This is a genomic window from Aurantimonas coralicida DSM 14790, assembly GCF_000421645.1.
Taxonomy (GTDB): domain Bacteria; phylum Pseudomonadota; class Alphaproteobacteria; order Rhizobiales; family Rhizobiaceae; genus Aurantimonas; species Aurantimonas coralicida.
This window is the reverse complement of sequence record NZ_ATXK01000013.1, coordinates 26,017-47,610: the sequence shown is the minus strand read 5'-3', so window position 1 is coordinate 47,610 and position 21,594 is coordinate 26,017. Positions and strand designations below refer to the sequence as shown.

Below are 21,594 nucleotides of genomic sequence, written 5' to 3'. Positions count from 1 at the left end.
TGCGCCATTGCCCGTTATCTTTCCATGCACTAGTTTCGCCTGAACGGTAACTTTCGGTGTCCAATGGAATTGCGCGACCTCGCCTTCTTCGAATCCGTCGCGACGCGCGCATCCTATGAAGAGGCCGCCGCCGAGGTCGGCCGGACCAAGCCGGCCCTGACCAAGGCCGTGCGCCGGCTGGAACAGCAGATCGGCGCGAAGCTCTTCGACCGCACCGGCCGCGGGAAGCGGCTGACGCCGGTGGGCGCGATCCTTCTGGAAAAGGCGCGTCACCTGCGCCAGGAAGCCGAGGCGGTATCACGGGAGGTGGGCGAAGTGGCGCGCGGCGAGGCCGGCACGCTGCGCATCGGTTCGGGCACGACCATCGTCAACCACGTGCTGCCCCGCGCCTGCCGCATGCTGACGGCGGTGGCGCCGGGTGTCGACATCGCGCTGACCGTGGGCATGAGCGACGTCCTGCAGGCGCATCTGCGGGCCGGCGAATGCGACCTCGTGATCGCCCCGGTCGACCCGCGGGCCCACAGCGAATTCGACGCCCGCACCATCTACCGCGACGAGATGGTGGTCGCGGCCAGCCCCTCGCACCGGCTGGCGAAAGGCGGGGCGAGCCTTGCCGATCTCGCCGGCGAGAAATGGGTGTTGCCGTCGCGCTCGGTCGGCACCCGCGCCTGGCTCGACCGGATCTTCGTCCAGAACGGCCTGCCTCCGCCGCAGGCGCGGGTGGAGACCAGCTCGATCTCGGCCCTGCCGGAGATGGTGGCCGAACTCGATCTCCTGACCTTCGTGGGGCGCAATTCGCTGGGGATCCTGACCGAGATCGCCCTGCCGGAGACGACCCTGTCGCGCAGTTTCGCGTTGCTCACCCGGCGATCGGGCAATCTGCCGCCTGTCGCCACCCGCTTTGCCGACATCCTCGCAGGGTTACCCGCCGACTGAGGAGCCGGCACGGCTCGTCTCATCCCGCAGCCGGGCGCGGTTCAGTCGTCGCTGCTGCCGCCACCCGTCGAGAGCCGCAGGCGCATCGAATATTCGAAGCGACCGGCAGGATAAGTGTTGGTCGAGACCTCCATCGTCTCGCCGTCGGCGGTGATGTACTGGCGCACGATGTGCAGGATCGGCGAACCGGCTGCCACGTTCAGCAGCTCGGCATCCTCCTCGCCCGCGGCCTCGGCGCGCATCGTCTGGCGGATTTCGCCGATGGCGAGGCCGTAGGTGTCGGCAACGGTCTGGTAGATCGGCGTCGTCAGCGGCGGCCCGCCGAGCGCGATCGACCTGCGGACCTCGCCGAACCGGCCGGCGACATAGGCGCAGGTGCGGCAGAAGGCGCCCTGGCTGTCGCCGGGCACGGCCCGCGTGCCGCAGAACGCCACCCAGCGCTCGCCAATCCTGCCGCCCATTCGGGCTACGAAGCTCTCGTCCGCGGTGATCTCGTCGATCGACCGGACCGAGAACTCCGTCTCGGCCGCATATTGCATGACCTTTTCCACCGACTGGGCGGACATGATGTAGGTCGACTTGGCGTGGCGCTGCTCGACGCGGGTGCCGATGCCCTGGGTCCGGGAGACGAGGCCAAGCGCCGCCAGCCGGCGCAGCGCCTCGCGGATCGTCGACCGGCTGACGCCGTGGAGCACGCAGAGCTCGGCCTCGGTCGGCAGCATGCCGCCGACCGCATAGCGGCCATCGGCGATGTCGGCGGCCAGCGCCTGCGCGATCCGCAGATAGCGTGGCGGCTGTCCGGCCAGGCCGAGCGGGTCCGTTCCCATCGCCATCCTCATTCCTGCGGCCCGGCTTCGCCATGCAGGCGAAGCAGCATCGTCCATCGGTCGGCGGCGCGCCCTGCCGGCGCGCGCGTCCCGCAAGCCCCTCTTACGTCACGCGACGCGGCAGGCAAAGACGTCGCCGCGCAGCAGCCGGTCCAGATTGTCGAGAGCCCGCTCACACTGGCGACGCAGGCCAATGGGCGAGCGGCCTGCCATATGCGGCGTGACGACGAAATTGGGCGCGTCGAGGAGCGCAGCCGGGATCTCGGGCTCCTCCTCGAGCACGTCGACGCCCGCCGCATGGATGCGCCCGTCCTTCAGCGCCTCGGCCAGCGCCTGCGAATCCACCACCGACCCACGGCCGATATTGACGAGGATGCCGTCCGGTCCGAGTGCGTCCAGCACCTCACGGCCGATGAGGTGGCGGGTCTCCTTGCCGCCGGGAATCGCCACGACGAGGAAGTCGCTCTCCTGCGCCAGCGTCAGGACGTCGGGAATGTAGCGATAGGGAACACCGGTCTTCTCGCTGCGGGTGGTGTAGTTGATCGACGCGTTGAAGGCACTGGCGCGCGTCGCGATCGCCTGGCCGATCGCCCCCAGGCCCAGCATGCCGACCCGGGCGCCGTTGAGGGTCGGCCGGTAGCGCTTGCGGGCCTCGTTCCAACGCCCATCGCGCGCCGCGCCCATCACCTCGGGCAGCCCCCGCGCCGCGGCCAGCATCAGCATGATCGTATGGTCGGCCACCGTCTCGCCATTGGTCGCCGGCGCGTTGGTCACGGCGATGCCGCGCTCTGTCGCGGCGGCCAGATCGACATTTTCGTAGCCTACGCCGAAACAGGCGATCAGCTTGAGATTCGGCAAGAGATCCATCTGCGCCGCGGTGAAGCCGACAATGCCGCTGGTCACGACCGCGCCGACGGCCTCCCGCTCGGCCTGCGGCATGAAGTCGGCGTCGAATTCGCCGATCCGGTCGCGCAGGTCGCTCGCCTCGCAACCGGCGGCCAGAAATCCGTAGGACGCATCGACCAGCGGCGCGAAGACGAGGGTGCGGACGGGAAGTTTCGTGTCCGGGCTGCCGAGCATGATGGGCGTCTCCAAGGGATCGAGAGGGCTCCGGTCGGCTGGACATCCCGACCGCGATTGGTATGATTGATAATAACATCCGTACAAATGGGCAAGCATGCCCCGCACTGCGCGAAGGGTTCTCCTTGTCTGCCATGTCCTCGATGCCGATCGTCGCCGCCGTCGCACCGGCCGGATCTTTCCCCGGCCGGTACCGCCGCCCGAGTTGGTCGTGACGGGCGGCCCGCGGTGAAGGGTCTGGCTCCCAATCTCGTCGGCGCCCTGTGGATGCTGGGCAGCGCCCTGGTGCTGACCGTGCAGGGGTCGCTGGTCAAGCATCTCGGCCAGGACCTGCCGGTGGTGATGATCCTGTTCCTGCGGGTGATCCTGATCCTGTCGATCGCCGCGCCGCTCGCCATGCATCGCATCGGCCTGTCCGGCCTGCGCACCCAGCGCCCCGGCGCCCATATCGGCCGCACCGTCTTCGGCCTCGGCATGATGGCCTGCACCTTCTACGCCATCACCGTCCTGCCGCTGGCCGATGCCACAGCGCTGTCCTTCACCCGGCCGCTCTGGTCGATGCTGACCTCCTATCTCGCCTTCGGCGAGGTCGTCGGCTGGCTGGGCGGCTTTGCCACCGTGTCCGGCTTCGGCGGGGTGCTTGTCGTGGTGCAACCGCAATCGGGCATCCATCACGGCATGATCATCGCGCTGGCCGGCGCCGCCTCGTCGAGCCTGGCGCTGGTCTTCATCAAGAAGCTGACGCGGACCGAGCCGGTGGCGCGGATCCTGTTCTATTTCTCCGCCATCTGCGCGGTGATCCTGGTGGGCCCGGCGATTCTGTGGTGGCAGACGCCGACGCTGACCCAGCTGGCCTGGCTCTGCCTCATGGCAATCTGCGGCTCGGCCGGCCAGTTGATGTCCTCGCTCGCCGTCAAATACGGCGATATGACCGTCGTCACGCCGATCGATTTCATCCGCGTACCGGCCGCTGCGGCCATCGGCTTCGTGGTCTTCGGCGAAAGCCCGACCCTGTGGACCTTCGTCGGCACCGCGATCATCTTCGTGGCGACGATCATCGTCCTCAACATCCGCCGTCGCCGCCCGGCGACGCTGCCCCTCGACGAACCGACCGCCGTCGGCGCGCACAAGACCGGAACGATCCCAGGAGACTGACGATGAAGATCGCCATACTCGACGACTGGCTGGACACGGCCCGCGACCTGGCGCCCTGGGACCAGCTCGACGCCGAGATCACCTTCGTCACCCGCCACATCCGCGAGGAGGATCTCCCGCGGGCGTTGGCCGGCTTCGATGCGGTCTGCCTGATGCGCGAGCGCACCGCCCTGCCCCGCAGCGTCATCGCGGCACTGCCGGATCTCCGGCTCATCGTGACCGCGGGGCGCCGCAACATGCGGATCGATCTCGAGGCGGCTGCCGAGCGCGGCATCATCGTCTGCGGCACCGAGAGCCATGGCGGCGGCACGGTGGAACTCACCTGGGCACTGATCCTCGCCCTTGCCCAGCGCATCCCGCAGAACGACGCGGCGATGAAGGCCGGCGGCTGGCAGACCGGGCTCGGCACACTGCTGGCCGGGAGGCGCCTCGGCGTGGTCGGCCTCGGCCGCCTCGGCAGCCGCGTTGCGGCGATCGCGCCGGCCTTCGGCATGGAGGTCGTCGCCTGGAGCCAGAACCTGACCGACGAGGCGGCCGCGACCGGCGGCGCCCGCCGCGTCTCCAAGCACGAACTCTTCGCAACCGCCGACGTGGTGACGGTGCATCTGACCCTGTCGGAGCGAACCCGGCACATCGTCGACGCCGCGGCGATCGGCGCGATGCGGCCCTCGGCCTTTCTCGTCAACGCCGCCCGGGCCGGGCTGGTCGAGACGCCAGCGCTGGTCGCGGCGCTCGAAGGCAACCGGATCGCCGGCGCCGCCATCGATGTCTATGACGAAGAGCCGCTGCCGGCGGACGATCCGCTGCGCGGCGTGCCGAACCTCGTCCTGACGCCCCATGTCGGCTATGTCTCGCGCGAGAACATGGGCGTGTTCTACCGTCAGATGGTCGAGAACATCGCCGCCTTCCAGGCCGGAGCGCCCATCCGTCGACTGACGCCGGACGCCCCGTCGCTGGGCTGATTGCGAGGCTTCGCCCGGTTCAGGCGAAAGCCGCCGCGCCGCTCGCGGAAAGCGCCGCGATCTCGGCCTCGTCGAAGCCGGCCTCGGCCAGTGCCGCACGGCCGCCTTCCCCCACCCTCGGCGGGGTGGCGAGCGCGGCATCGCGCTCCGACGGCTTCGCCAGGCCAGGAAGCCGCGTCGCCGGCAGACGGCCGAGGCCGTTCAGTTCGGCCCAGCCGATCGCCTCCATCTCGACGACCTGCGGGTCCTCCATCAGCTCGCGGTAATCATGCACCTTGGCGTGCAGGATATCGGCCTCGGACAGTTTCTCCTGCCACCAGCGCGTCGGATGCGCGGCGACATGCGGCGCGACCAGCGCGTTGAGGTCGGCCGCATTGGCGACGCGCTGCTGTTCGGACGCAAAGCGCGCATCCTCCAGCCATTCCGGCGTGCCGGTAATGGTCACCAGCTTGGCGAAATGCGCATCGCGCCGGGCATTCAGGCTCAGATAGCCGTCCGCCGTCGGGAAGGTGCCGACCGGCGCCCCGACCGGCTTGACCGCCGCGCCATCGAAGATCTCGGCGACGATCCGCGCTTCCTGAAAGGCCATGGCGCATTCCAGGAGGCTGGTGCGCAGATGCGTGCCCTCGCCCTTGACGGCCTTGCGGTAGAGCGCCGCCGACACGGCCTGGGCGAGATAGAGCCCGGTGGAAATGTCGATCGCCAGCATGTTGAGCCGGCGCGGCACGCCGGCGAGATCGCGGTTGATCGACATGAAGCCGGTATAGCCCTGCATCACCGTGTCGGTGGCCGGCAGGTCCCTGTTCGGGCCGGTCTCGCCGAAGCCGGTGACGGTGGCATAGACGACGGACGGGTTGCGAGCCGCCACGCTGGCATAGTCCAGGCCGAGCCGGCTGGTGACGCCGGGCCGGTAATTCTCGATCACCACATCCGCCTGCTCCAAGAGCCGCAGGGCGGTCTCGCGTCCCTCCGGCGCCTTCAGATTGAGGGCCAGCGAACGCTTGCCGCGATTGAGGACAATCGCCTCGGCGGAAAAGTCGTCCACCCGCTTGCCGAGGCCGCGGCTCCAGTCGCCATAGCCGATGGGCTCGATCTTGGTGACGCTGGCGCCGTTCTGGGCCAGCATCATGCCGCAATAGGGCGCGGCGACGCCCTGCGCGAGCTCGACGACCTTCAGCCCCTCGAATGGCGGGCTCGCCAGACCGGTGCCGGTCACTTGGCGCTCTTCTTGTCGAGGAAGGCGCGCACCGCGTCGCGGTGCTCGTCGGAGGCGTAGCAGATCGACTGGGCCTCCGAGCCGAGTGCGAAGATCTGTTCGGCCGGCAGGTCGAGGGCGCGGTTGAGGATCGATTTCGACAACGCCATGGCGATCATCGAGCCGCGGGTGAGCTCCCCGGCCCAGGCGCGCGCCTCGTCCAGAAGCGGGCCCGCCGCCTGCCGGTCGGCCAGCCCGATGGCCAGCGCCTCGTCCGCCGCGACCGTGCGGGCCGAATAGATCAGCTCCTTGGCGCGCGGCAGGCCGACCCGCCGCGGCAGGAAATACAGGCCGCCGCCATCCGGGATCAGGCCGCGCTTGCGATAGGCCATGGCGAAGCTCGCCTCTGCCGAGACCATAACGAAGTCGCAGGCCAGCGCCAGATCGCAGCCAAGGCCCGAGGCCGGTCCGTTGACCGCCGCGATCGTCGGCTTGTCGATATTGTTCATCGTCGAGATGGCCCGGTGCGTCGATTTCTGCCGCTTCCAGCCATTGATGCCGACCTGACCGATCGGCGCGTCGAGCCGCGCCTTCATGCCGGCAATGTCGCCGCCGGCGCAGAACGCGCTGCCGGCTCCCGTGAGGACGATGGCCCGGACCTCCTCCTGGACGTTCAGCCGTTCGAGAATGTCGATCAACAGGACGCGCGTCGCGTCGTCGATGGCGTTGCGCTTGTCCGGCCGGTTGAGGGTGACGGTCGCGATGCCGTCCGCCACGTCGCAGAGAATGGCTGCGTTACTGTCCTGCATGGTCGTCGTCCTGATCCGTTGACGCAAACGGCCCCCCGCGGACGGGGGGCCGTGCTTGGTTGGCAATCTGGTCTCGAATTACTGGATCCAGGGCGCCTTCTCCCAGAGCGCCTGCATCTGCTCCTTGGTGGAGCGCATGTGCTCGCCATATTCCTTCGGCGGCAGGAAGTTCAGCGGCAGGTCCTGCTTCTTGGCGGCCGCCTGGAATTCCTCGTCCTGCATCATCTTGTCGACGGCCGTGACCAGCGCGTCGCGGGCCTCGTCGGGAATGCCGGCCGGAGCGGCGAGACCGCGATCGGAGCCGGCGACCACGTCATAGCCCAGCTCCTTGAAGGTCGGCACGTCCGGCAGCTGGTCCCAGCGTTCCGCGCGCATCGTCGCCAGCGCCCGCAGCGTGCCGTCGGTCACGTAAGGCGCGGCCTCGCCGATCCCCATCACCGAGGCGGCGACGTGACCGCCGAGCAGCGCCGTGCGGCTCGGCGCGGCGCCCGGGAACGGCACATGCGTCACTTCCAGATCGTTCGGCGTCAGAACCCGCAGCAGCGAGGTGTGGGTCGCGCCGCCGAGCGAGGAATTGCCGACAGGCATCACGCCCGGATTCTCCTTCACATAGGACATGAAGTCATCCAGCGTCTTGAACTGGCTGTCCTCGCGCACGACCAGCGTGGTGCCGTCGGAGACGATGTTGGCCACCGGCTCGAAGGAATCGATCGTGTAGTCGGGCTCACGCTCGATGATCGGGTTGATGAAGGACGGGATGTTCAGCATCCCGATCGTGTAGCCATCGGGATTGGCATTGGCGATCGCGGTAAAGCCCAGCTCGCCGCCGGCGCCCGGCTTGTTCTCCACGACCACGGACACGCCGTTGCCGAGATATTTCTCGAGGAACGGCGCCACGGTGCGCGCCATCACGTCGGTGCCGCCGCCGGCGGAATAGCCGACGATGACGGTGATGTCCCGCTCCGGGTACCCCTGGGCATGGGCGGCTCCGGCCAGCATCAGCGTGCCCGCCAGCGCTGCCGCGATCTTGGTACGTAAGCTCATTGTCGTCTCCTCCACTCGGAAAATCGTGCCGTCGATGCGCTCCCGAAAGCGACGGCAGCCGGTGCCGGCTGCCTGTCGCCCTGCATGGACCTCCCGCATCGCGTCGTGGCAACATAGACAAAGCGCACGACAGAACACAATAGGATACAATCATCCGCATGACCGCTCCGCGCGCCGATCACGCCCCCGTCGCACGGCCTGTCGCCGGCCCCGCATGTCCGTCGCGCCACCCGTCGAACCCGCATTGAAGGACTGACCAGACGATGCAACAGGACCCCCTGGACCACGCGGCTGCGATGCTCGCCGGCCGCCGGCAACAGGACCCGGATGCGGTGATCGCCGCCGTGGAAGCGGCGGGCACGCGGATCGAGACGCCTTGCGGCGCCGGCACGATGGCCTGGCGGGTCTTCGGCGACGGGCCGCCGCTGGCGCTGCTGCACGGCGGGCATGGTTCCTGGTTGCACTGGTTGCTGGCGATCCCGGCCCTGGCGCGGCATCACCGGCTCCTGGTGCCGGATCTGCCGGGCTTCGGGGAATCCGCCGGCCTCGACGACGCTCCGGCGGCGGGCACCGCCGCGGCCGAAGCCGTCGCCGCACCGGTGCTGGCCGGGCTGAACACGCTCTGCGGGGAACAGCCGGTTGCCCTCGCCGGCTTCTCCTTCGGCGGCGTCATCGCCGCGACCATGGCGGCGCAGCTCGGCCGCTTGGCCACGGCCCTGGTGATCGTCGGCGCGCCGGGCCTCGGGCTGCTGCCGACCGGGCCCCTGGCCACGCGGTCGGTCCGCAATCACCCGACCGAGGCGTCGCTCATGGCGGCCCATCGGGACAATCTCGCCGCCATGATGATCCACGATGCCACGCTGATCGACGATCTGGCGGTTCGCATCCAGGCGCTGAACGTCCCGCGGGCGCGCACGCCCAGCCGTCTAGTCTCCCGCAGCACCGCGCTCGGCGATGCCGTCGCCAGCATCGCCTGCCCGCTGATCGCGATCTACGGGGAGCACGACGTCGTCTCCCCGCAACATGGGGAACGACTCGCGATCCTGCGCGACATGCTGCCCTCCGCGCGTCAGACCGTGCTGCCGGGTGTCGGGCACTGGGCCCCGTACGAAGCGCCGGAGGCCGTCACCACGCTGATTGCGCGCGCGAGCAGTCCCGGCTGACCGCGGCCGTACGCCGGATCACCTCTTGTAGACTTCTGTATACCGTCGTAGTCTGGAGCCGGGAAACGGTCGCAGACCGGCGTTCAGCCGGCTGGCCATGGGAGGAGTGTACGGTTGCTCGAGGCCGGCAGAGACATGCGCATGACAACGTCCGGCAGCGCCGGCGCGTTCGCGCTGCGGGCCCGCCGGTCTTCGCAGACGTCCGGACCGTTCCCCCGCCGCAGCGAATGCGGCAGGGGTGTTCCTGTTAGAAGCTCACTTACCCCAGGGCGTGCGCTCCCAGACCTCTTCCATCTTGGTCAGGGTCTCGGCGAGATGCTCCCGGTGCTCCTTCGGCGGCAGGTAGTTCAGCGGCAGGAGCTGCTTGCGTGCCTCCTCCTGGAACTCCGGATCGGCGACCGCCTGGCGCACGGCCTCGGCCAGCGCCGTGGCCGCATCCTCGGGAATGCCCGCCGGCGCGACGAGGCCGCGATCGGAGCCGGCCACGATGTCATAGCCCAGCTCCTTGAAGGTCGGGGCCTCCGGCACTTCGTCCCAGCGCTCGGACGCCATGGTGCCCAAGATCCGCAGCTTGCCTTCCTGGTGATACGGGCCGGCCTCGCCGAGCCCCATGATCGACGCCGCCACATGCCCGCCCAGAAGCGCGGTGCGGCTCGGCGCGGAGCCCGGGAACGGCACATGGGTCACTTCCAGATCGGCCATGCCGAGGAAGCGCAGCAGCGCCGTATGGGTCGAGCCGCCGATGGCGGAATTGCCGATCGGCAGCGAGCCGGGATTCTCGCGGACATAGGTCACGAGATCGTCCAGCGTCTGGAATTCGGAATCCTCGCGCACGACGATGGTGCCGGGATCGGAAACGACATTGCCCAGGGTTTCGAAGCTGTCGAGGTCGTAGCCGGGCGTGCGCTGGATCAGCGGCGTGACGACGGCCGGCACGTTGATCATGCCGATGCTGTAGCCGTCATTCTCGGCGGTCGCGATGGCAGTGAAGCCGATCTCGCCACCGGCGCCCGGCTTGTTCTCGACGACGATGGAGCCGTCGCCCGGCAGATATTTCTCCAGATAGGGAATGAGGGTGCGCGCCATGACGTCGGTGCCGCCGCCGGGCGAGTAGGCCACATACATGGTGACGTTGCGCTCGGGATATTCGGCCGCGGCGCTGCCCGACGCGCCCATGGCCAGCGCCGACACCGCCAGGCCCGCTGCCGCGATTGCCCTGAATATTCGCATGGTTTCCTCCACTGCTTCTGGTCTGAACTTCCCGGCACCTCGCCGGGAATCGCAATAGCGTGGAATAATCCTATGAAGATGTAAACATTGAAATCACGAAAAATGCGTTTTATGGAAGACTGCTCGTTAGATCTCGAAGAACACACTGCGTATTCCGGAGACTTCATACCGGAATCTGATAACGGATACTTGGGATGACTTACATCAAGGACAGAATTGGCGCGGTGGCGCTGCTGCTGCTGGCGGTCAGCGTGTTCGTCGCCTCGGGTTCACTGCCCTTCAAGTCGATGATCTTCCCGCGGATGATCAGCACCGTCATGGCCCTGTGCGCGGTCCTGATGCTCCTGCGCACGGTGCCGCTGCGGTCCGGCCGGGCCCCCGCGGCGGCCACGGACCCCAAGCTGAACCAGCCCTTCTTCCGCAATTCGCGGAACTTCCTGATCACCTTCGGGGCGTTCATCGCCTACGTCGTGGCCATCAGCACCCTCGGCTATTTCGTGGCAACGGCGATCCTCATCGTCGCCCTCGCCCTCGCTCTCGGCTTCCGGGACTATCGCCTTCTGGCCGCCGCCACGGTGAGCTTCCTGGTGCTGGTCTACGTGGTCTTCATCCTCGTGTTCGAGCGGCCGCTGCCGCACGGCATGTTCTACTGACACCAGCGGCCATTCGGAGTTCCTGACGTGTTCGAACCGCTCCTTCACGCCCTTCCCTATGTCTTCCAGCCAGCGAATCTCTTCGCCATGGTGGCGGGCGTGGTGCTGGGCATCGCCATCGGCGCCCTGCCCGGCCTGTCTGCGACCATGGGCATCGCCGTTCTCATTCCGCTGACCTTCGGGCTCGATCCGCTGGTCGGGCTCGGCATGATGGCCGGCATCTACAACGGCGCCATGTATGGCGGCGCGATCCCGGCCGTGCTGCTGCGCATTCCCGGCACCCCGGCCTCGATCGTCACCACCTTCGACGGCTACCCCATGGCCCAGAAGGGCGAGGCCGGACGCGCCCTGCAGATCGCGGTGGTCTCCTCGGCCATCGGCGGCATGGTCAGCGCCGTCGTCCTGATGACGCTGGCGCCGCCTTTGGCCCGCGTCACCCTGGCCTTCGGCCCGGCGGAATATTTCTGGGTCGGTATCTTCGGCCTGTCGGCCATTGCCGTCTTCGTCGGCAAGAACCCGATCAAGGGCGTCCTGTCCGCCTGCATCGGCCTCCTGATCGGCTGCATCGGCATCGACACGATCACCGGCGCGCAGCGTTTCACCTTCGGCAACATCAATCTCTATGACGGCTTCAACATCGTCGTGCTGCTGACCGGCCTCTACGCCATCCCCCCGGCCATCGCGATGGCCGAGGAGGCGGTAAAGACGGGAATCAGCCGCGACAAGCTGCGGGTGAAATCCAGCCACGGCATGTTCGACGACTGGCGGCGGCTGTGGAAGACCTGGACGCGCTCGTCGATCATCGGCGTCATCGTCGGCTTGCTTCCGGGCGCCGGCGGCAACATCGCCGCCTTCCTGTCCTACAACGAAGCCAAGCGCGCCTCCAAGACGCCGGATGAATTCGGCGAAGGCTCGCCGGAAGGCGTCGCCGCCGGCGAATGCGGCAACAATGCCGACAATTCCGCCGCCCTTGTCCCGGCCCTGACCCTCGGCGTGCCGGGCAGCTCGGTCGCCGCCGTCATCCTCGGCGGCCTCCTGATCCACGGCCTGCGGCCCGGCCCGGCGCTGTTCCGCGACTATCCGGACGTCGTCTACGGCTTCATGATCCAGATGTTCGTGACCTCGGCGCTGCTGATGTTCATCGGCGGCATTATCGGCACGCGCGTGTTCATCCATGTGCTGCGACTGCCGCGGGTACTGCTGGTGCCCCTCATCGCCGGCCTGACGGCCGTCGGCGTCTACTCGATCAACAATTCCATGTTCGATCTCTACATGATGCTGGGCTTCGGCCTTCTGGGCTATGCCATGGAGCGGCTGGACTTCCCGCTTGCCCCGGCCGTGCTCGGCCTGATCCTCGGGCCCATGGCGGAGGAGAACATGCGGCTGGCCCTGCTCATCTCGCAGAACGACTGGCTGGTCTTCGTCACCAGGCCGATCTCGGTCACCATCGCGGTGCTGACACTGCTGGTCCTGGCCTTCCCGATCATCCGCGACATGCTCGCCAGGCGCCGAACGGCGCCTGCCTGACGCCGGCACGCCCGACATGAAAAAGGCCGGACCTGCGAGGGTCCGGCCTTTTTCGTTGTATCGGAAGATGGTCAGGCGACGCTGGCACGCGCCGGCGTCGCCTGGAGACCCGGCAGGTCGAGAGAAGTCCGCTTCTCCAGACCCCAGAGCGCCGCCAGCAGCGCCTCGGCTTCGGCTGCCGCCAGCACGGAGCCGGCCAGCTCGGTGAACTTGTCGGACAGTTCCGCGTCGCTCAGCGGCATGTCCGGATCGCCCTTGCGGGTCGGCTGCAGGAAGCTGAAGCGTTCGCCATTCGTCATGACGATCGTCACCCGCGCCGCGCGCTGGCCGGGAAAGCGGGAATCGATGTCCTCGTCGAGCTCCAGCGTGATCTTCGGCAGGAGATCGCGCACCGCCGGGTCCGCCATGCGCTCGGGCTCGAAGGCGGCGAGGCGGACCGAGCCGTGGACCAGCGCATGAGCGACGACATAGTGGAGGCTGAACCGGCAATCGACCGGCGTCTGCGGGTCGGGCCGGTTGCAGATGTCGACGCTCGGCCGGTAGGTACCGACATGAATGCTGTCGATGTCCGCGGCATCGATGCCGTGCTGATGCTTCAGCACCAGCGCCCCGTCGATGGCCGCGAAGGTATGGCCGCAGCAGCCATGGTTCTTGAAGGTCATGACCTCGATATTGTAGGCGCTGCCGAGCCCGGCGGTCGCCTTCGACCAGTCGGCCCGCCCGCTCATCGCGGCCCCCATGCCGACCGGCCCGTCGAGGACGTCGAGCGCCCCGGTGACGCCCTTGCCGGCTGCCATCGCGCTGGTGACGCCGGCTTCCGCGGCATGGCCGGCATGGATCGGCTTGCTCATCGCGTCGGACCGGAACGCCTGCTGCAGCCCCGCCGCCATCGTCGCGGCCGTCGCCAGCGCGTGGGCCGTCTCGTCCTCGTCGAGGCCGAGGATCAGCGCCGCGGCGGCCGACGCGCCGAAGGTCGAGATCGTCGCGGTCGCGTGCCAGAACTTGTAATGCTCGCGGGTCATCGCAAGGCCGATGCGCGTCGACACCTCGAAGCCGGCGATCACGCCGCGCAGGAAGGTTTCGCCGTCGCAGCCCGTGGTCTGGGCGCAGGCGAGCGCCGCCGCGATGGTCGCGCAGCCCGGATGAACGGCCGAGTCGCGGTGGATGTCGTCGAACTCGGCGGTGTGGGCGGCCGTGCCGTTGAGAAAGGCGGCCGTGCGGGTCAGCGCCGTCGCGCCGCCCGGCAGCACGACGGCGCGGCCATGGCCGATCTCCTCGGCGAGCGCGGCGCGCAGCATCGGCCCCGGGTCCTGGGCGGTCCCCGGCATGGTCGCCGCGAACCAGTCGATCACCGCGCGCTTGGCGTGGTGGATCGTCTTGTCCGACAGCTCCGAGCTGCGCTCGCGCGCAACATAGGCCCCGATCTCTTTCAGAAGCACGGCTGGTTTCCTCCCATTCTGGTCCGGTGATGGCGATGGCGGCGACCCGTATGCCGCAAGGCTTGCCGCCCGCCTTCATTCCGTGCGAATGAACCCGAAACCAATTGTCCGGTCAACCGAACATTTGCCGGACAACAGCATGGGGAGGCGTGTTATGGCTATCGATCTGGCGGTTCTGAGGGGCGACGGCATCGGCCCGGAGATCGCCGAGGCGACCCTCGCCGTGCTCGCAGCGGCGGACCGCCGTTTCGGGCTCGGCCTCTCCTTCAGCGAGATACCGGTCGGACTGGCGGCCTTCGCGGCGGAGGGCACGACCTTTTCCGATGCCAGCGAAGCGCGGATCCGCGCCGCCGACGGCGTCATCCTCGCGCCGCTTGCGACCTACGAATATGCCGAGGGGCAGCCCAATCCCTCGGCCCGCATTCGCCGCGGGCTCGACCTCTACGCCAATATCCGGCCCAGCGTGTCGCGCCTGCCGGGCGCCGCCCGGCGGATGGATCTGGTGATCTACCGGGAAAACACCGAAGGCTTCTACGCCGACCGCTCGATGTTCGCCGGCAGCGGCGAGTTCATGCCGAGCCCCGACATGGCGCTGGCCGTGCGCAAGATCACCCGAAGCGCCTGCGAGCGGATCGCCCGTGCCGCCTTCGAGGCCGCCCTGCATCGTCGCCGCAAGGTGACGGCGGTCCACAAGGCCAATGTGCTGCGCCAGACGGATGGCCTGTTCCTCGAGGCCGTTCGCCATGTGGCCGGAGACTATCCGACGGTGTCGCTCGAAGAGGTGATCGTCGACGCGATGGCGGCGCATCTGGTGCGCGATGCCTCCGTCTACGATGTCGTCGTCACCACCAACATGTACGGCGACATTCTCTCCGACGAGGCCGGCGAACTGGCCGGCGGGCTGGGTCTCGCCCCGGCACTGAATGTCGGGGCGGAGCACGCCGTGGCGCAAGCCGTCCACGGCTCGGCGCCCGACATCGCCGGCCGGGGCATCGCCAATCCGGTGGCGCTCATCCTCTCGGCCGCCCTCCTCCTGGAGTGGCTCGGCGCGCGGCGGGGCGAGCCGCTCCTCACCGATGCCGCAAGGGCGATCGAGGCGGCGGTGACCGCCGCCCTTGCCGATCCCGCCACCCACACGCCCGATCTCGGCGGCGACGGAACGACCGCCGGCTTCGCCGACGCGGTCGTTCGGGCCTTGTCGCGCTGAGACCCCGCTGAAAGGACGATCCATGGACAGCCTCTACACGCCGGAGCAGATCATGTTCCGCGACGCGGTCGCGAAATTCGCCCGAGCCGAACTGGCCGAGGGCCGGGTCGCCCGTGCCAATGCCGACGGTCTCGATCCGGCCACGACCCAGAAACTCGTCGACATGGGGCTGATGGGCATCATGATGGACGAGGCCGATGGCGGCCAGGGCGGCACGCTGATGGACGCGGTCATCGCCATCCGCGAGATCGCCCAGGTCTGCCCCCGCTCCGCCGATGTGGTGCAGGCCGGCAATTTCGGCGCGATCCGCACGCTGTCGGAATTCGCCACCGCCGCGCAGCGGGCGCGCTGGCTGCCGGGTCTGCTGGCCGGCCGGACGGTGATCTCGGTCGGCATGAGCGAACCGGAGGCCGGCTCCGCCGTGACCGAGCTGGCGACCACCGCCACGCCCGACGGCGACGGCTACCGCCTGAACGGCACCAAGGTGTTCGGCACCCATTCGGGCTCCGCCGACCTGATCCTCTGCTATTGCCGCTTCGGGCCCGGCGTCTCGGGCATCGGCTCGGTCATTCTCGAGCGCGGCATGGAGGGCTTCAGCGTCGGCCAGCCGGTCCGCTACATGAACGGCGAGAGCTGGAGCCAGCTCTATTTCGACAATCTCTACGTGCCGCCCGAGAACGTCCTGCTCGGCCCCGGCGGCTTCAAGAAGCAGATCTCCGGCTTCAATGTCGAGCGCCTGGGCAATGCCTCGCGGGCCGTCGCCGTCGGCCGCCTTGCCTTCGAGGTCGCCCGTGACCACGCGCTGGAGCGGCGCCAGTTCGGCCGCCGTCTCGCCGAGTTCCAGGGCATCCAGTGGAAATTCGCCGACATGGCCGTGAAGCTAGATGCGGCCGAGCTGCTGCTGACCCGCGCCGTGATCAATGCCGGTGAGGGCCTGCCCTCCGCCATGGAGACCGCGATGGCCAAGCTCGCCTGCAACGAGGCCGGCCACTTCGCCGCGAACGAGGCGCTGCAGGTGATGGGTGCGCTGGGCTTCGGCGAGGACCATATCGTCCAGTACTGCCTGCGCCGCACCCGCGGCTGGATGATCGCCGGCGGCAGCACCGAGATCCTGAAGAACCGCATCGCCGAGGAAATCTTCGGCGAGAAGTTCTCGCAACGGCCGCCCCGGCCGGCACCGTCGGACGCCCGGCCATGACCGGCAGCGCACGCGGCCCGGCCTTCGTCGATGCCCTGCTGCGCCCGCGCAGCGTCGCCATCATCGGCGCCTCAGACACCGCCGGCCGACTGACCGCAAGGCCGCAGGCGTTTCTCGCCCGCCATGGCTATGCCGGCACGGTCTATCCGGTCAATCCACGCCGCGACACCGTGCAGGGGGCAAGGGCCTGGCCCAGCCTCGCCGCCCTGCCCCAGGTGCCGGACCACGCCTACATCCTGCTCGATACGGAGCGGGCGATCGGCGCCGTTGCCGATTGCGCGGCCGCCGGCGTCAAGGTCGCCACCGTCCTGGCCGACGGCTTTGCCGAATCCGGCGGCGAGGGCATCGCCCGGCAGGCCCGGCTCGTCGCCGCCGCGCGCGAGGCCGGCGTCGCGCTGATCGGGCCGAACTCCACCGGCGTCGTCGGGTCGGCGGCGGGCTTTTCGGCCACCACCAACGCCGCCTTCGCCATCGACGCCCTGCCCCAGGGGCGCACCGCGGTGCTGTCGCAATCGGGTTCGGTGATCGGCGCCATCCTGTCGCGCGGCGCGGCCACGGGGCGCGGCTTCGGCGCCTTCGTGTCCGTCGGCAACGAGGCGATGCTGGGCGTCGGCGAACTCGGCGAGGCGCTGGTCGAGGACGAGGCCTTCGATTCCTTCGCGCTGTTCGTCGAGACCCTGCGCCGGCCCGAGAGGGTCGCCGCCTTTGCGGCGCGCGCCCGCGCCCTCGGCAAGCCGATCACCGCCTTCCTCGTCGGCCGCTCGGAAGCCGGCCGGGCGCTCGCCCAGTCCCATACGGGCGCAATGATCGGCGGGCCGAGGGCCCTGGCGAGCTTCCTCGCCCATCACAGCATCGTCGTCGCCGACAGTTTCGAGGGCATGATCGAGACCGCCGGCGCCCTGTCCCTGCGCACCCGCCTCGCGTCGCGCCCGAAGCGCGCCACCGTGCTGACGACGACGGGCGGCGGCGGCGGCATGGTCTATGACGGCATCGCCCTCAAGGGCTCGGCGCTGGCCGGCCTGTCGCCCCGCGCCGATGCCGCTCTTCGCGCCGAGGGGATCGCCATCAAGCCCGGGCCGATCGTCGACGTCACCTTCGCCGGGGCCCGCTACGAGACGATGAAGGCCGTGGTCGCCGCGCTGGCGAGCGATCCGGAGACCGGCCTGATCGTCGCCGCCATCGGCTCGTCGGCCCAGTTCAATCCCGAGATCGCCGTCCGGCCCATCGTCGACGCGGTCGCCGAGCTTGGACCGGAGGCCGCACCGGTGATCGCCATGCCGGTGCCGCACGCGCCCGAAAGCCTGGCGCTGTTCAACGATGGCGGCGTGCCGGCCTTCCGGACGGTGGAAAGCTGTGCCCAGGCCGTTGCGGCGCTTCTGGCCGATCCCGCGCCGCCGCCGCCGGGTCCCGCCCGCTTGTCCGACGCCGTCACGGAGCGGCTCGCGGCGCTGCCCGAAGGGCTGGCCGACGAGATCGCCGCGGCCGACATCTTCGCGGCGCTTGGCATCGCCGGACCGCAAAGCCTGCATGTGGGGGCCGACGAGCCTCTGCCCGATCTGCCCTTTGCCGGGCCCTATGTCCTGAAGGCGGTCTCGGCCGATCTGCCGCACAAATCGGAGGCGGGGGCCGTTCGGCTGGACCTTGCCGGTCGCAGCGACGTCGCCGCCGCCCTCGCGGACATGCGCGGCCATCTCGCCCGGCAGGTGCCGCAGGCCCGGAGCGGGGGCTACATGGTGGCGCAGATGGCGCGCGGCTTGGGCGAAGCCATTCTCGGCTTCACCCGCGACCCGGTCACCGGCCCGATGGTCAGCGTCGGGCTCGGCGGCGTGATGACGGAAATCTTCGCCGATCTCGCCGTCAGCCCGGCCCCGGTCTCGCGTGACGGCGCGCGCGCCATGATCGCCTCGGTGAAGAGTTTTGCGTTGCTGCGGGGCTATCGCGGGGCGCCGGAGGGCGATCTCGACGCCCTTGCCGACGGTCTCGTCGCCCTGTCGCAGCTCGCCGTGGAGCCGCGCGTGATCGAGGCCGAGATCAATCCCGTGCTGGTCCGCGAACATGCGCGCGGCATCCTCGCCCTCGACGCGGTCATCCGCATGGGCCCCCGCCGCGAGCCGGCGCCGGACACGGGCGACTGAGGGGCAGCCTCAACCGCGCGTTTCACCGTCCGTCACAGAAGCGCGTCGATCTCCGCCAGTACCTTGGCCGGGATGGACAGCCCGCTCTCGCGGTTCGCGGCGCTGCGCCGCTCCTCGATCTCGCCCGGCAGAAGCACCTCGCCCGGCTCGCCCGAGGCCCGGATCATGCGGGTGATCGCCGCAAGCCGCGCGTCGGGCTCTCCCAGATGGTCGGTGCGGGCCGCGATCAGCGTGAAGCAGGTCCCGGCCGTACGGGAGAAATCGCTGGATTCGCCGAGCTCGGTCGCGGCCGAGCCGCCGGCGAAGAAGCCGGTCAGCAATTCGATCATCAGCGCCAGACCGTATCCCTTCGGTCCCCCGATCGGGGCGAGCGTCCCGGCCAGCGCGGCATGGGCGTCGGTCGTCGGCCGGCCGTCGGCATCGAGGGCGAGCCCTTCGGCGATCGGCTGGTCCTCGGCGGCGGCCCGGCGGATCTTGCCGCGCGCCACCACGGTCGTCGCCATATCCAGCGTGACGGGCGGCTCAGCGCCCGGCACCGCGATCGACACCGGGTTGGTGCCCAGCACCGGTCGCTTGCCCCCGATCGCCGCCATGGCCGGCGGCGCGTTGGAGACCACGATCGCCGCGCAGCCCTGCCGCGCCAGCCGCTGGGTATAGGCCGAGGCGAGGCCGAAATGGTTGGAGCCCCGCACCGAGATCCAGGCGACGCCGTGAGCCGCCGCCCGCTCGACCGCCAGCTCCACGGCCCGCATGGCCGCCGTCGGACCGTAGCCATTGTTGCCGTCGAGGATCACCAGACCGCCGGCGTCGCTGACGATCGTGGCTTCGGCAGCCGGATCGATCAGGCCCGCCTTCGCCCGCGCCACGTAATTGGGCAGGCGGGCCACGCCATGGGACGCGACCCCGCGCAGATCGGCTTCCACCAGCACATCGGCGACCGTCTCCGCGATCTTGCGCGGAGCGCCGTTCGCCGCGATCGCCCGGGTGGCGAGGGCGCGCAGTTCGTCTGCAGTCATGTCATTCGGCTCATGCAGGCTTGGGGTTGGTCGGGCGCAGCAGATAGAGCGGCGCGAGGATCACCGGGATCGCCGCAAGGTCGGTCCAAAGACCGGGCATCATCATCAGAACCGACCCCGTCCCGACGATGATGCGCCGCCACGGTGCGAGCGGTCCGCCCCACCAGCCGGTGGTGGCGATGGACAGCGCATAGACGCCGACGAAGGCCGAGGTGATGGCGACCACGATGTCGCCCGTCGTGCCGATCAGGAGGATTTCCGGGCCATAGACGAAGACGAAGGGCACGACGATCTTGGCGAGCCCCATCAGGAACGCCTCGACGGAGGTTTCCAGCGGTTTCGACTTGGCGATGGCCGCCGCGGCATAGGCTGCCAGCGCCACGGGCGGCGTGATCGCCGAGACGAGGCCGTAGTAGAAGATGAAGAGATGCGCGGCGATCAGCGGCACGCCCATCTGGGTCAGCGCCGGCGCAACGAGCACCGCCAGCAGCAGATAGACGCCCACCGTCGGCAATCCCATGCCGAGCACGATCGAGGCGATTGCGGTCAGGCAGAGCGCGATGAAGAGCGAGCCGCCGCTGGCGTCGACGATGAGGCCGGAAAGCTTCAGTCCGAGCCCGGTCAGGGTCAGCATGCCGATGACGATGCCGGCACAGGCGCAGGCCGTCGCCACCGGCAGCAGCCCGGCCACCGCGGCCCGGCAGGTCGCCATCAGCCGCGCCGGGGTCGGTCGCGACGATCTGGCGAACATCGCCAGCACCAGAGCCGCCACGATGGCGTAGAAGCCGGCGCGGTAGGGCGTGTAGCCGTCGAGCAGGAAGTAGAGGAGGATCGGGATCGGCAGGAGCATGTAGCCCCGCGTCAGGAGAAGATGCCGGAAATTCGGCAAGTCCGCCGCAGCGACCGCCTTCACATCGTATCGGGCTGCATGCAGTTGCACCGCCGCGAACACCGCGCCGAAATACAACAGTGCCGGGAACAGCGCGTGGCTGATGATCTCGACATAGGGAATGCCCGTGAAGGAGACCATCAGGAAGGCCGCCGCGCCCATGATCGGCGGCATGATCTGCCCGCCCGACGAGGCGGCCGCCTCAATGGCCGCCGCCGTCTGCGGCTTGTAGCCGGTGCGGATCATCAGCGGGATGGTGAAGGTGCCGGTGCTGGCGACGTTGGCGACGGCGCTGCCGTTGATCGAGCCGAACAGCGCCGAGGAAATCACGGCGACATAGGCCGGCCCGCCCTTCTTGCGGCCGGTCAGCGCATGGCCGAAGCCGATGAAGACGTCGCCCATGCCGGTGGTCTGCAACAGCGCGCCGAACAGGACGAAGACGGCGATATAGGTCGCCGAGGCGCCGACCGGGGTGCCGAGGACGCCTTCGGTGGTCAGGTAGAGATGCGAAACGATGCGGTCGATGCCGTAGCCGGTATGCCCGATCGGCGGCGGCAGGAGGTTGCCGAAGGCGGCATAGGCCAGCGCGAGAAGGGCGATGATGACCAGCGGCCAGCCGATGACCATGCGGGTGGCGATCAGCACCACGCCGATCAGGATCGCGCCGAGCCAGATCTGCTGCTCGGTGACGATGCCCGCCGTCTCGATGATCTCGCGATAGTCGAGGCAGACATAGAGTGCCGGCAGGGCTGTCACCAGCGCCAGGACGATGAGCGCGGTGCGCAGCCAGCGACCGCTCACCGCCGCCGTCGACAGGAACAGGATCGCCGCGATGCCGCAGACATGGACGACGCGCTGCTGCAGCGCGGTGAAAGGCCCGTAATAGGCGGTATAGAGGTGGAAGAGCGTGAAGGCGACGACGCCGATGCCGACGATCAGCCGCAGCATCCAGTGCCCGTTGACGCCGATGGCGGCACCGGCGGCCAGGGCCGGGTCCTCGGCCGGCAGGAGGTCGCGCTCAAGCAGCACGCCGGCGGCGGGAGTTGACTTGTCGGACATCGCAATATCGCTGGCTGGAGCAGGATGGGCGCGGCCGGCCCCGCCGGTCGCGCCCGCTGATCGGTCGAAA

18 protein-coding genes are annotated in these 21,594 nt (G+C 69.1%); 9 read left to right on the top strand and 9 right to left on the bottom strand.

Annotated features, from left to right (window positions below):
* Positions 1-63 precede the first annotated feature (63 nt).
* Positions 64-936 carry a LysR family transcriptional regulator gene (locus H536_RS0119905; RefSeq protein ID WP_024352120.1) on the top strand — a complete coding sequence of 291 codons (873 nt, stop codon included), beginning with the start codon at positions 64-66 and terminating at the stop codon, positions 934-936.
* Between the two features lie 41 nt (positions 937-977).
* Here H536_RS0119905 and H536_RS0119900 read toward each other — a convergent pair whose 3' ends face one another.
* Both H536_RS0119900 and H536_RS0119895 read right to left on the bottom strand, forming a co-directional pair.
* A complete protein-coding gene (locus H536_RS0119900; RefSeq protein ID WP_024352119.1) occupies positions 978-1,769 on the bottom strand; it encodes a GntR family transcriptional regulator in 792 nt (263 codons plus the stop codon).
* Positions 1,770-1,871: 102 nt separating this feature from the next.
* Positions 1,872-2,843 carry a 2-hydroxyacid dehydrogenase gene (locus tag H536_RS0119895; protein WP_051141662.1) on the bottom strand — a complete coding sequence of 324 codons (972 nt, stop codon included), beginning with the start codon at positions 2,841-2,843 and terminating at the stop codon, positions 1,872-1,874.
* Between the two features lie 228 nt (positions 2,844-3,071).
* On the opposite strand from H536_RS0119895, the gene H536_RS0119890 reads away from it, so the two are divergent.
* Together H536_RS0119890 and H536_RS0119885 are read left to right on the top strand one after the other, a co-directional pair.
* On the top strand, positions 3,072-3,998 hold the full coding sequence (locus tag H536_RS0119890; protein WP_024352117.1) for a DMT family transporter: 927 nt from the start codon (positions 3,072-3,074) through the stop codon (positions 3,996-3,998).
* A 2-nt stretch (positions 3,999-4,000) separates the two neighbouring features.
* Entirely contained in the window at positions 4,001-4,960 is a 960-nt protein-coding gene (locus tag H536_RS0119885; RefSeq protein WP_024352116.1) for a D-2-hydroxyacid dehydrogenase family protein, read from the top strand.
* Between the two features lie 19 nt (positions 4,961-4,979).
* Here H536_RS0119885 and H536_RS0119880 read toward each other — a convergent pair whose 3' ends face one another.
* The 3 genes from H536_RS0119880 to H536_RS0119870 form a co-directional block, all read right to left on the bottom strand.
* Positions 4,980-6,176: a CaiB/BaiF CoA transferase family protein gene (locus H536_RS0119880; RefSeq protein ID WP_024352115.1), complete on the bottom strand. Its 1,197-nt coding sequence runs from the start codon at positions 6,174-6,176 to the stop codon at positions 4,980-4,982.
* The gene (locus H536_RS0119875) at positions 6,173-6,964 is read right to left on the bottom strand and encodes an enoyl-CoA hydratase/isomerase family protein (RefSeq protein WP_024352114.1); all 792 of its coding nucleotides are present in this window, start codon (positions 6,962-6,964) and stop codon (positions 6,173-6,175) included. The genes H536_RS0119880 and H536_RS0119875 overlap by 4 nt, the downstream gene beginning before the upstream one ends.
* A 78-nt stretch (positions 6,965-7,042) precedes the next feature.
* Positions 7,043-8,008, bottom strand: a complete 966-nt coding sequence (locus H536_RS0119870) for a Bug family tripartite tricarboxylate transporter substrate binding protein (protein ID WP_024352113.1) — start codon at positions 8,006-8,008, stop codon at positions 7,043-7,045.
* A 263-nt stretch (positions 8,009-8,271) separates the two neighbouring features.
* Between H536_RS0119870 and H536_RS22865 the strand changes: the two genes are divergently transcribed.
* On the top strand, positions 8,272-9,171 hold the full coding sequence (locus tag H536_RS22865; RefSeq protein WP_081652002.1) for an alpha/beta fold hydrolase: 900 nt from the start codon (positions 8,272-8,274) through the stop codon (positions 9,169-9,171).
* Positions 9,172-9,426: 255 nt separating this feature from the next.
* Here H536_RS22865 and H536_RS0119860 read toward each other — a convergent pair whose 3' ends face one another.
* Positions 9,427-10,401, bottom strand: coding sequence for a tripartite tricarboxylate transporter substrate binding protein (locus H536_RS0119860; RefSeq protein WP_024352111.1), 975 nt, complete (start codon positions 10,399-10,401; stop codon positions 9,427-9,429).
* A 194-nt stretch (positions 10,402-10,595) separates the two neighbouring features.
* Between H536_RS0119860 and H536_RS23445 the strand changes: the two genes are divergently transcribed.
* Positions 10,596-11,054 (top strand): tripartite tricarboxylate transporter TctB family protein, encoded by a 459-nt coding sequence (locus H536_RS23445; RefSeq protein ID WP_024352110.1) that lies wholly within the window; start codon positions 10,596-10,598, stop codon positions 11,052-11,054.
* A gap of 27 nt (positions 11,055-11,081) precedes the next feature.
* A complete protein-coding gene (locus tag H536_RS0119850; protein ID WP_024352109.1) occupies positions 11,082-12,581 on the top strand; it encodes a tripartite tricarboxylate transporter permease in 1,500 nt (499 codons plus the stop codon).
* Between the two features lie 71 nt (positions 12,582-12,652).
* On the opposite strand, the gene H536_RS0119845 is transcribed toward H536_RS0119850, so the two are convergent.
* Positions 12,653-14,020, bottom strand: coding sequence for an MmgE/PrpD family protein (locus tag H536_RS0119845; protein WP_024352108.1), 1,368 nt, complete (start codon positions 14,018-14,020; stop codon positions 12,653-12,655).
* 154 nt (positions 14,021-14,174) lie between these two features.
* Here H536_RS0119845 and H536_RS0119840 point away from each other — a divergent pair, with 154 nt between their 5' ends.
* Genes H536_RS0119840 through H536_RS0119830 form a run of 3 tightly spaced genes read left to right on the top strand, consistent with a single transcriptional unit; the run spans position 14,175 to position 18,560 of the window.
* Positions 14,175-15,227, top strand: a complete 1,053-nt coding sequence (locus H536_RS0119840; RefSeq protein ID WP_230788344.1) for an isocitrate/isopropylmalate dehydrogenase family protein — start codon at positions 14,175-14,177, stop codon at positions 15,225-15,227.
* A gap of 22 nt (positions 15,228-15,249) precedes the next feature.
* The gene (locus H536_RS0119835; RefSeq protein ID WP_024352106.1) at positions 15,250-16,425 is read left to right on the top strand and encodes an acyl-CoA dehydrogenase family protein; all 1,176 of its coding nucleotides are present in this window, start codon (positions 15,250-15,252) and stop codon (positions 16,423-16,425) included.
* Positions 16,422-18,560, top strand: a complete 2,139-nt coding sequence (locus tag H536_RS0119830; protein ID WP_024352105.1) for an acetate--CoA ligase family protein — start codon at positions 16,422-16,424, stop codon at positions 18,558-18,560. Before H536_RS0119835 ends, H536_RS0119830 begins: the two co-directional genes overlap by 4 nt.
* Before the next feature lie 32 nt (positions 18,561-18,592).
* On the opposite strand, the gene H536_RS0119825 is transcribed toward H536_RS0119830, so the two are convergent.
* Positions 18,593-19,576 carry an Ldh family oxidoreductase gene (locus H536_RS0119825; protein ID WP_024352104.1) on the bottom strand — a complete coding sequence of 328 codons (984 nt, stop codon included), beginning with the start codon at positions 19,574-19,576 and terminating at the stop codon, positions 18,593-18,595.
* A 10-nt stretch (positions 19,577-19,586) separates the two neighbouring features.
* Entirely contained in the window at positions 19,587-21,524 is a 1,938-nt protein-coding gene (locus H536_RS0119820) for a TRAP transporter permease (RefSeq protein WP_024352103.1), read from the bottom strand.
* Positions 21,525-21,594: the final 70 nt, after the last annotated feature.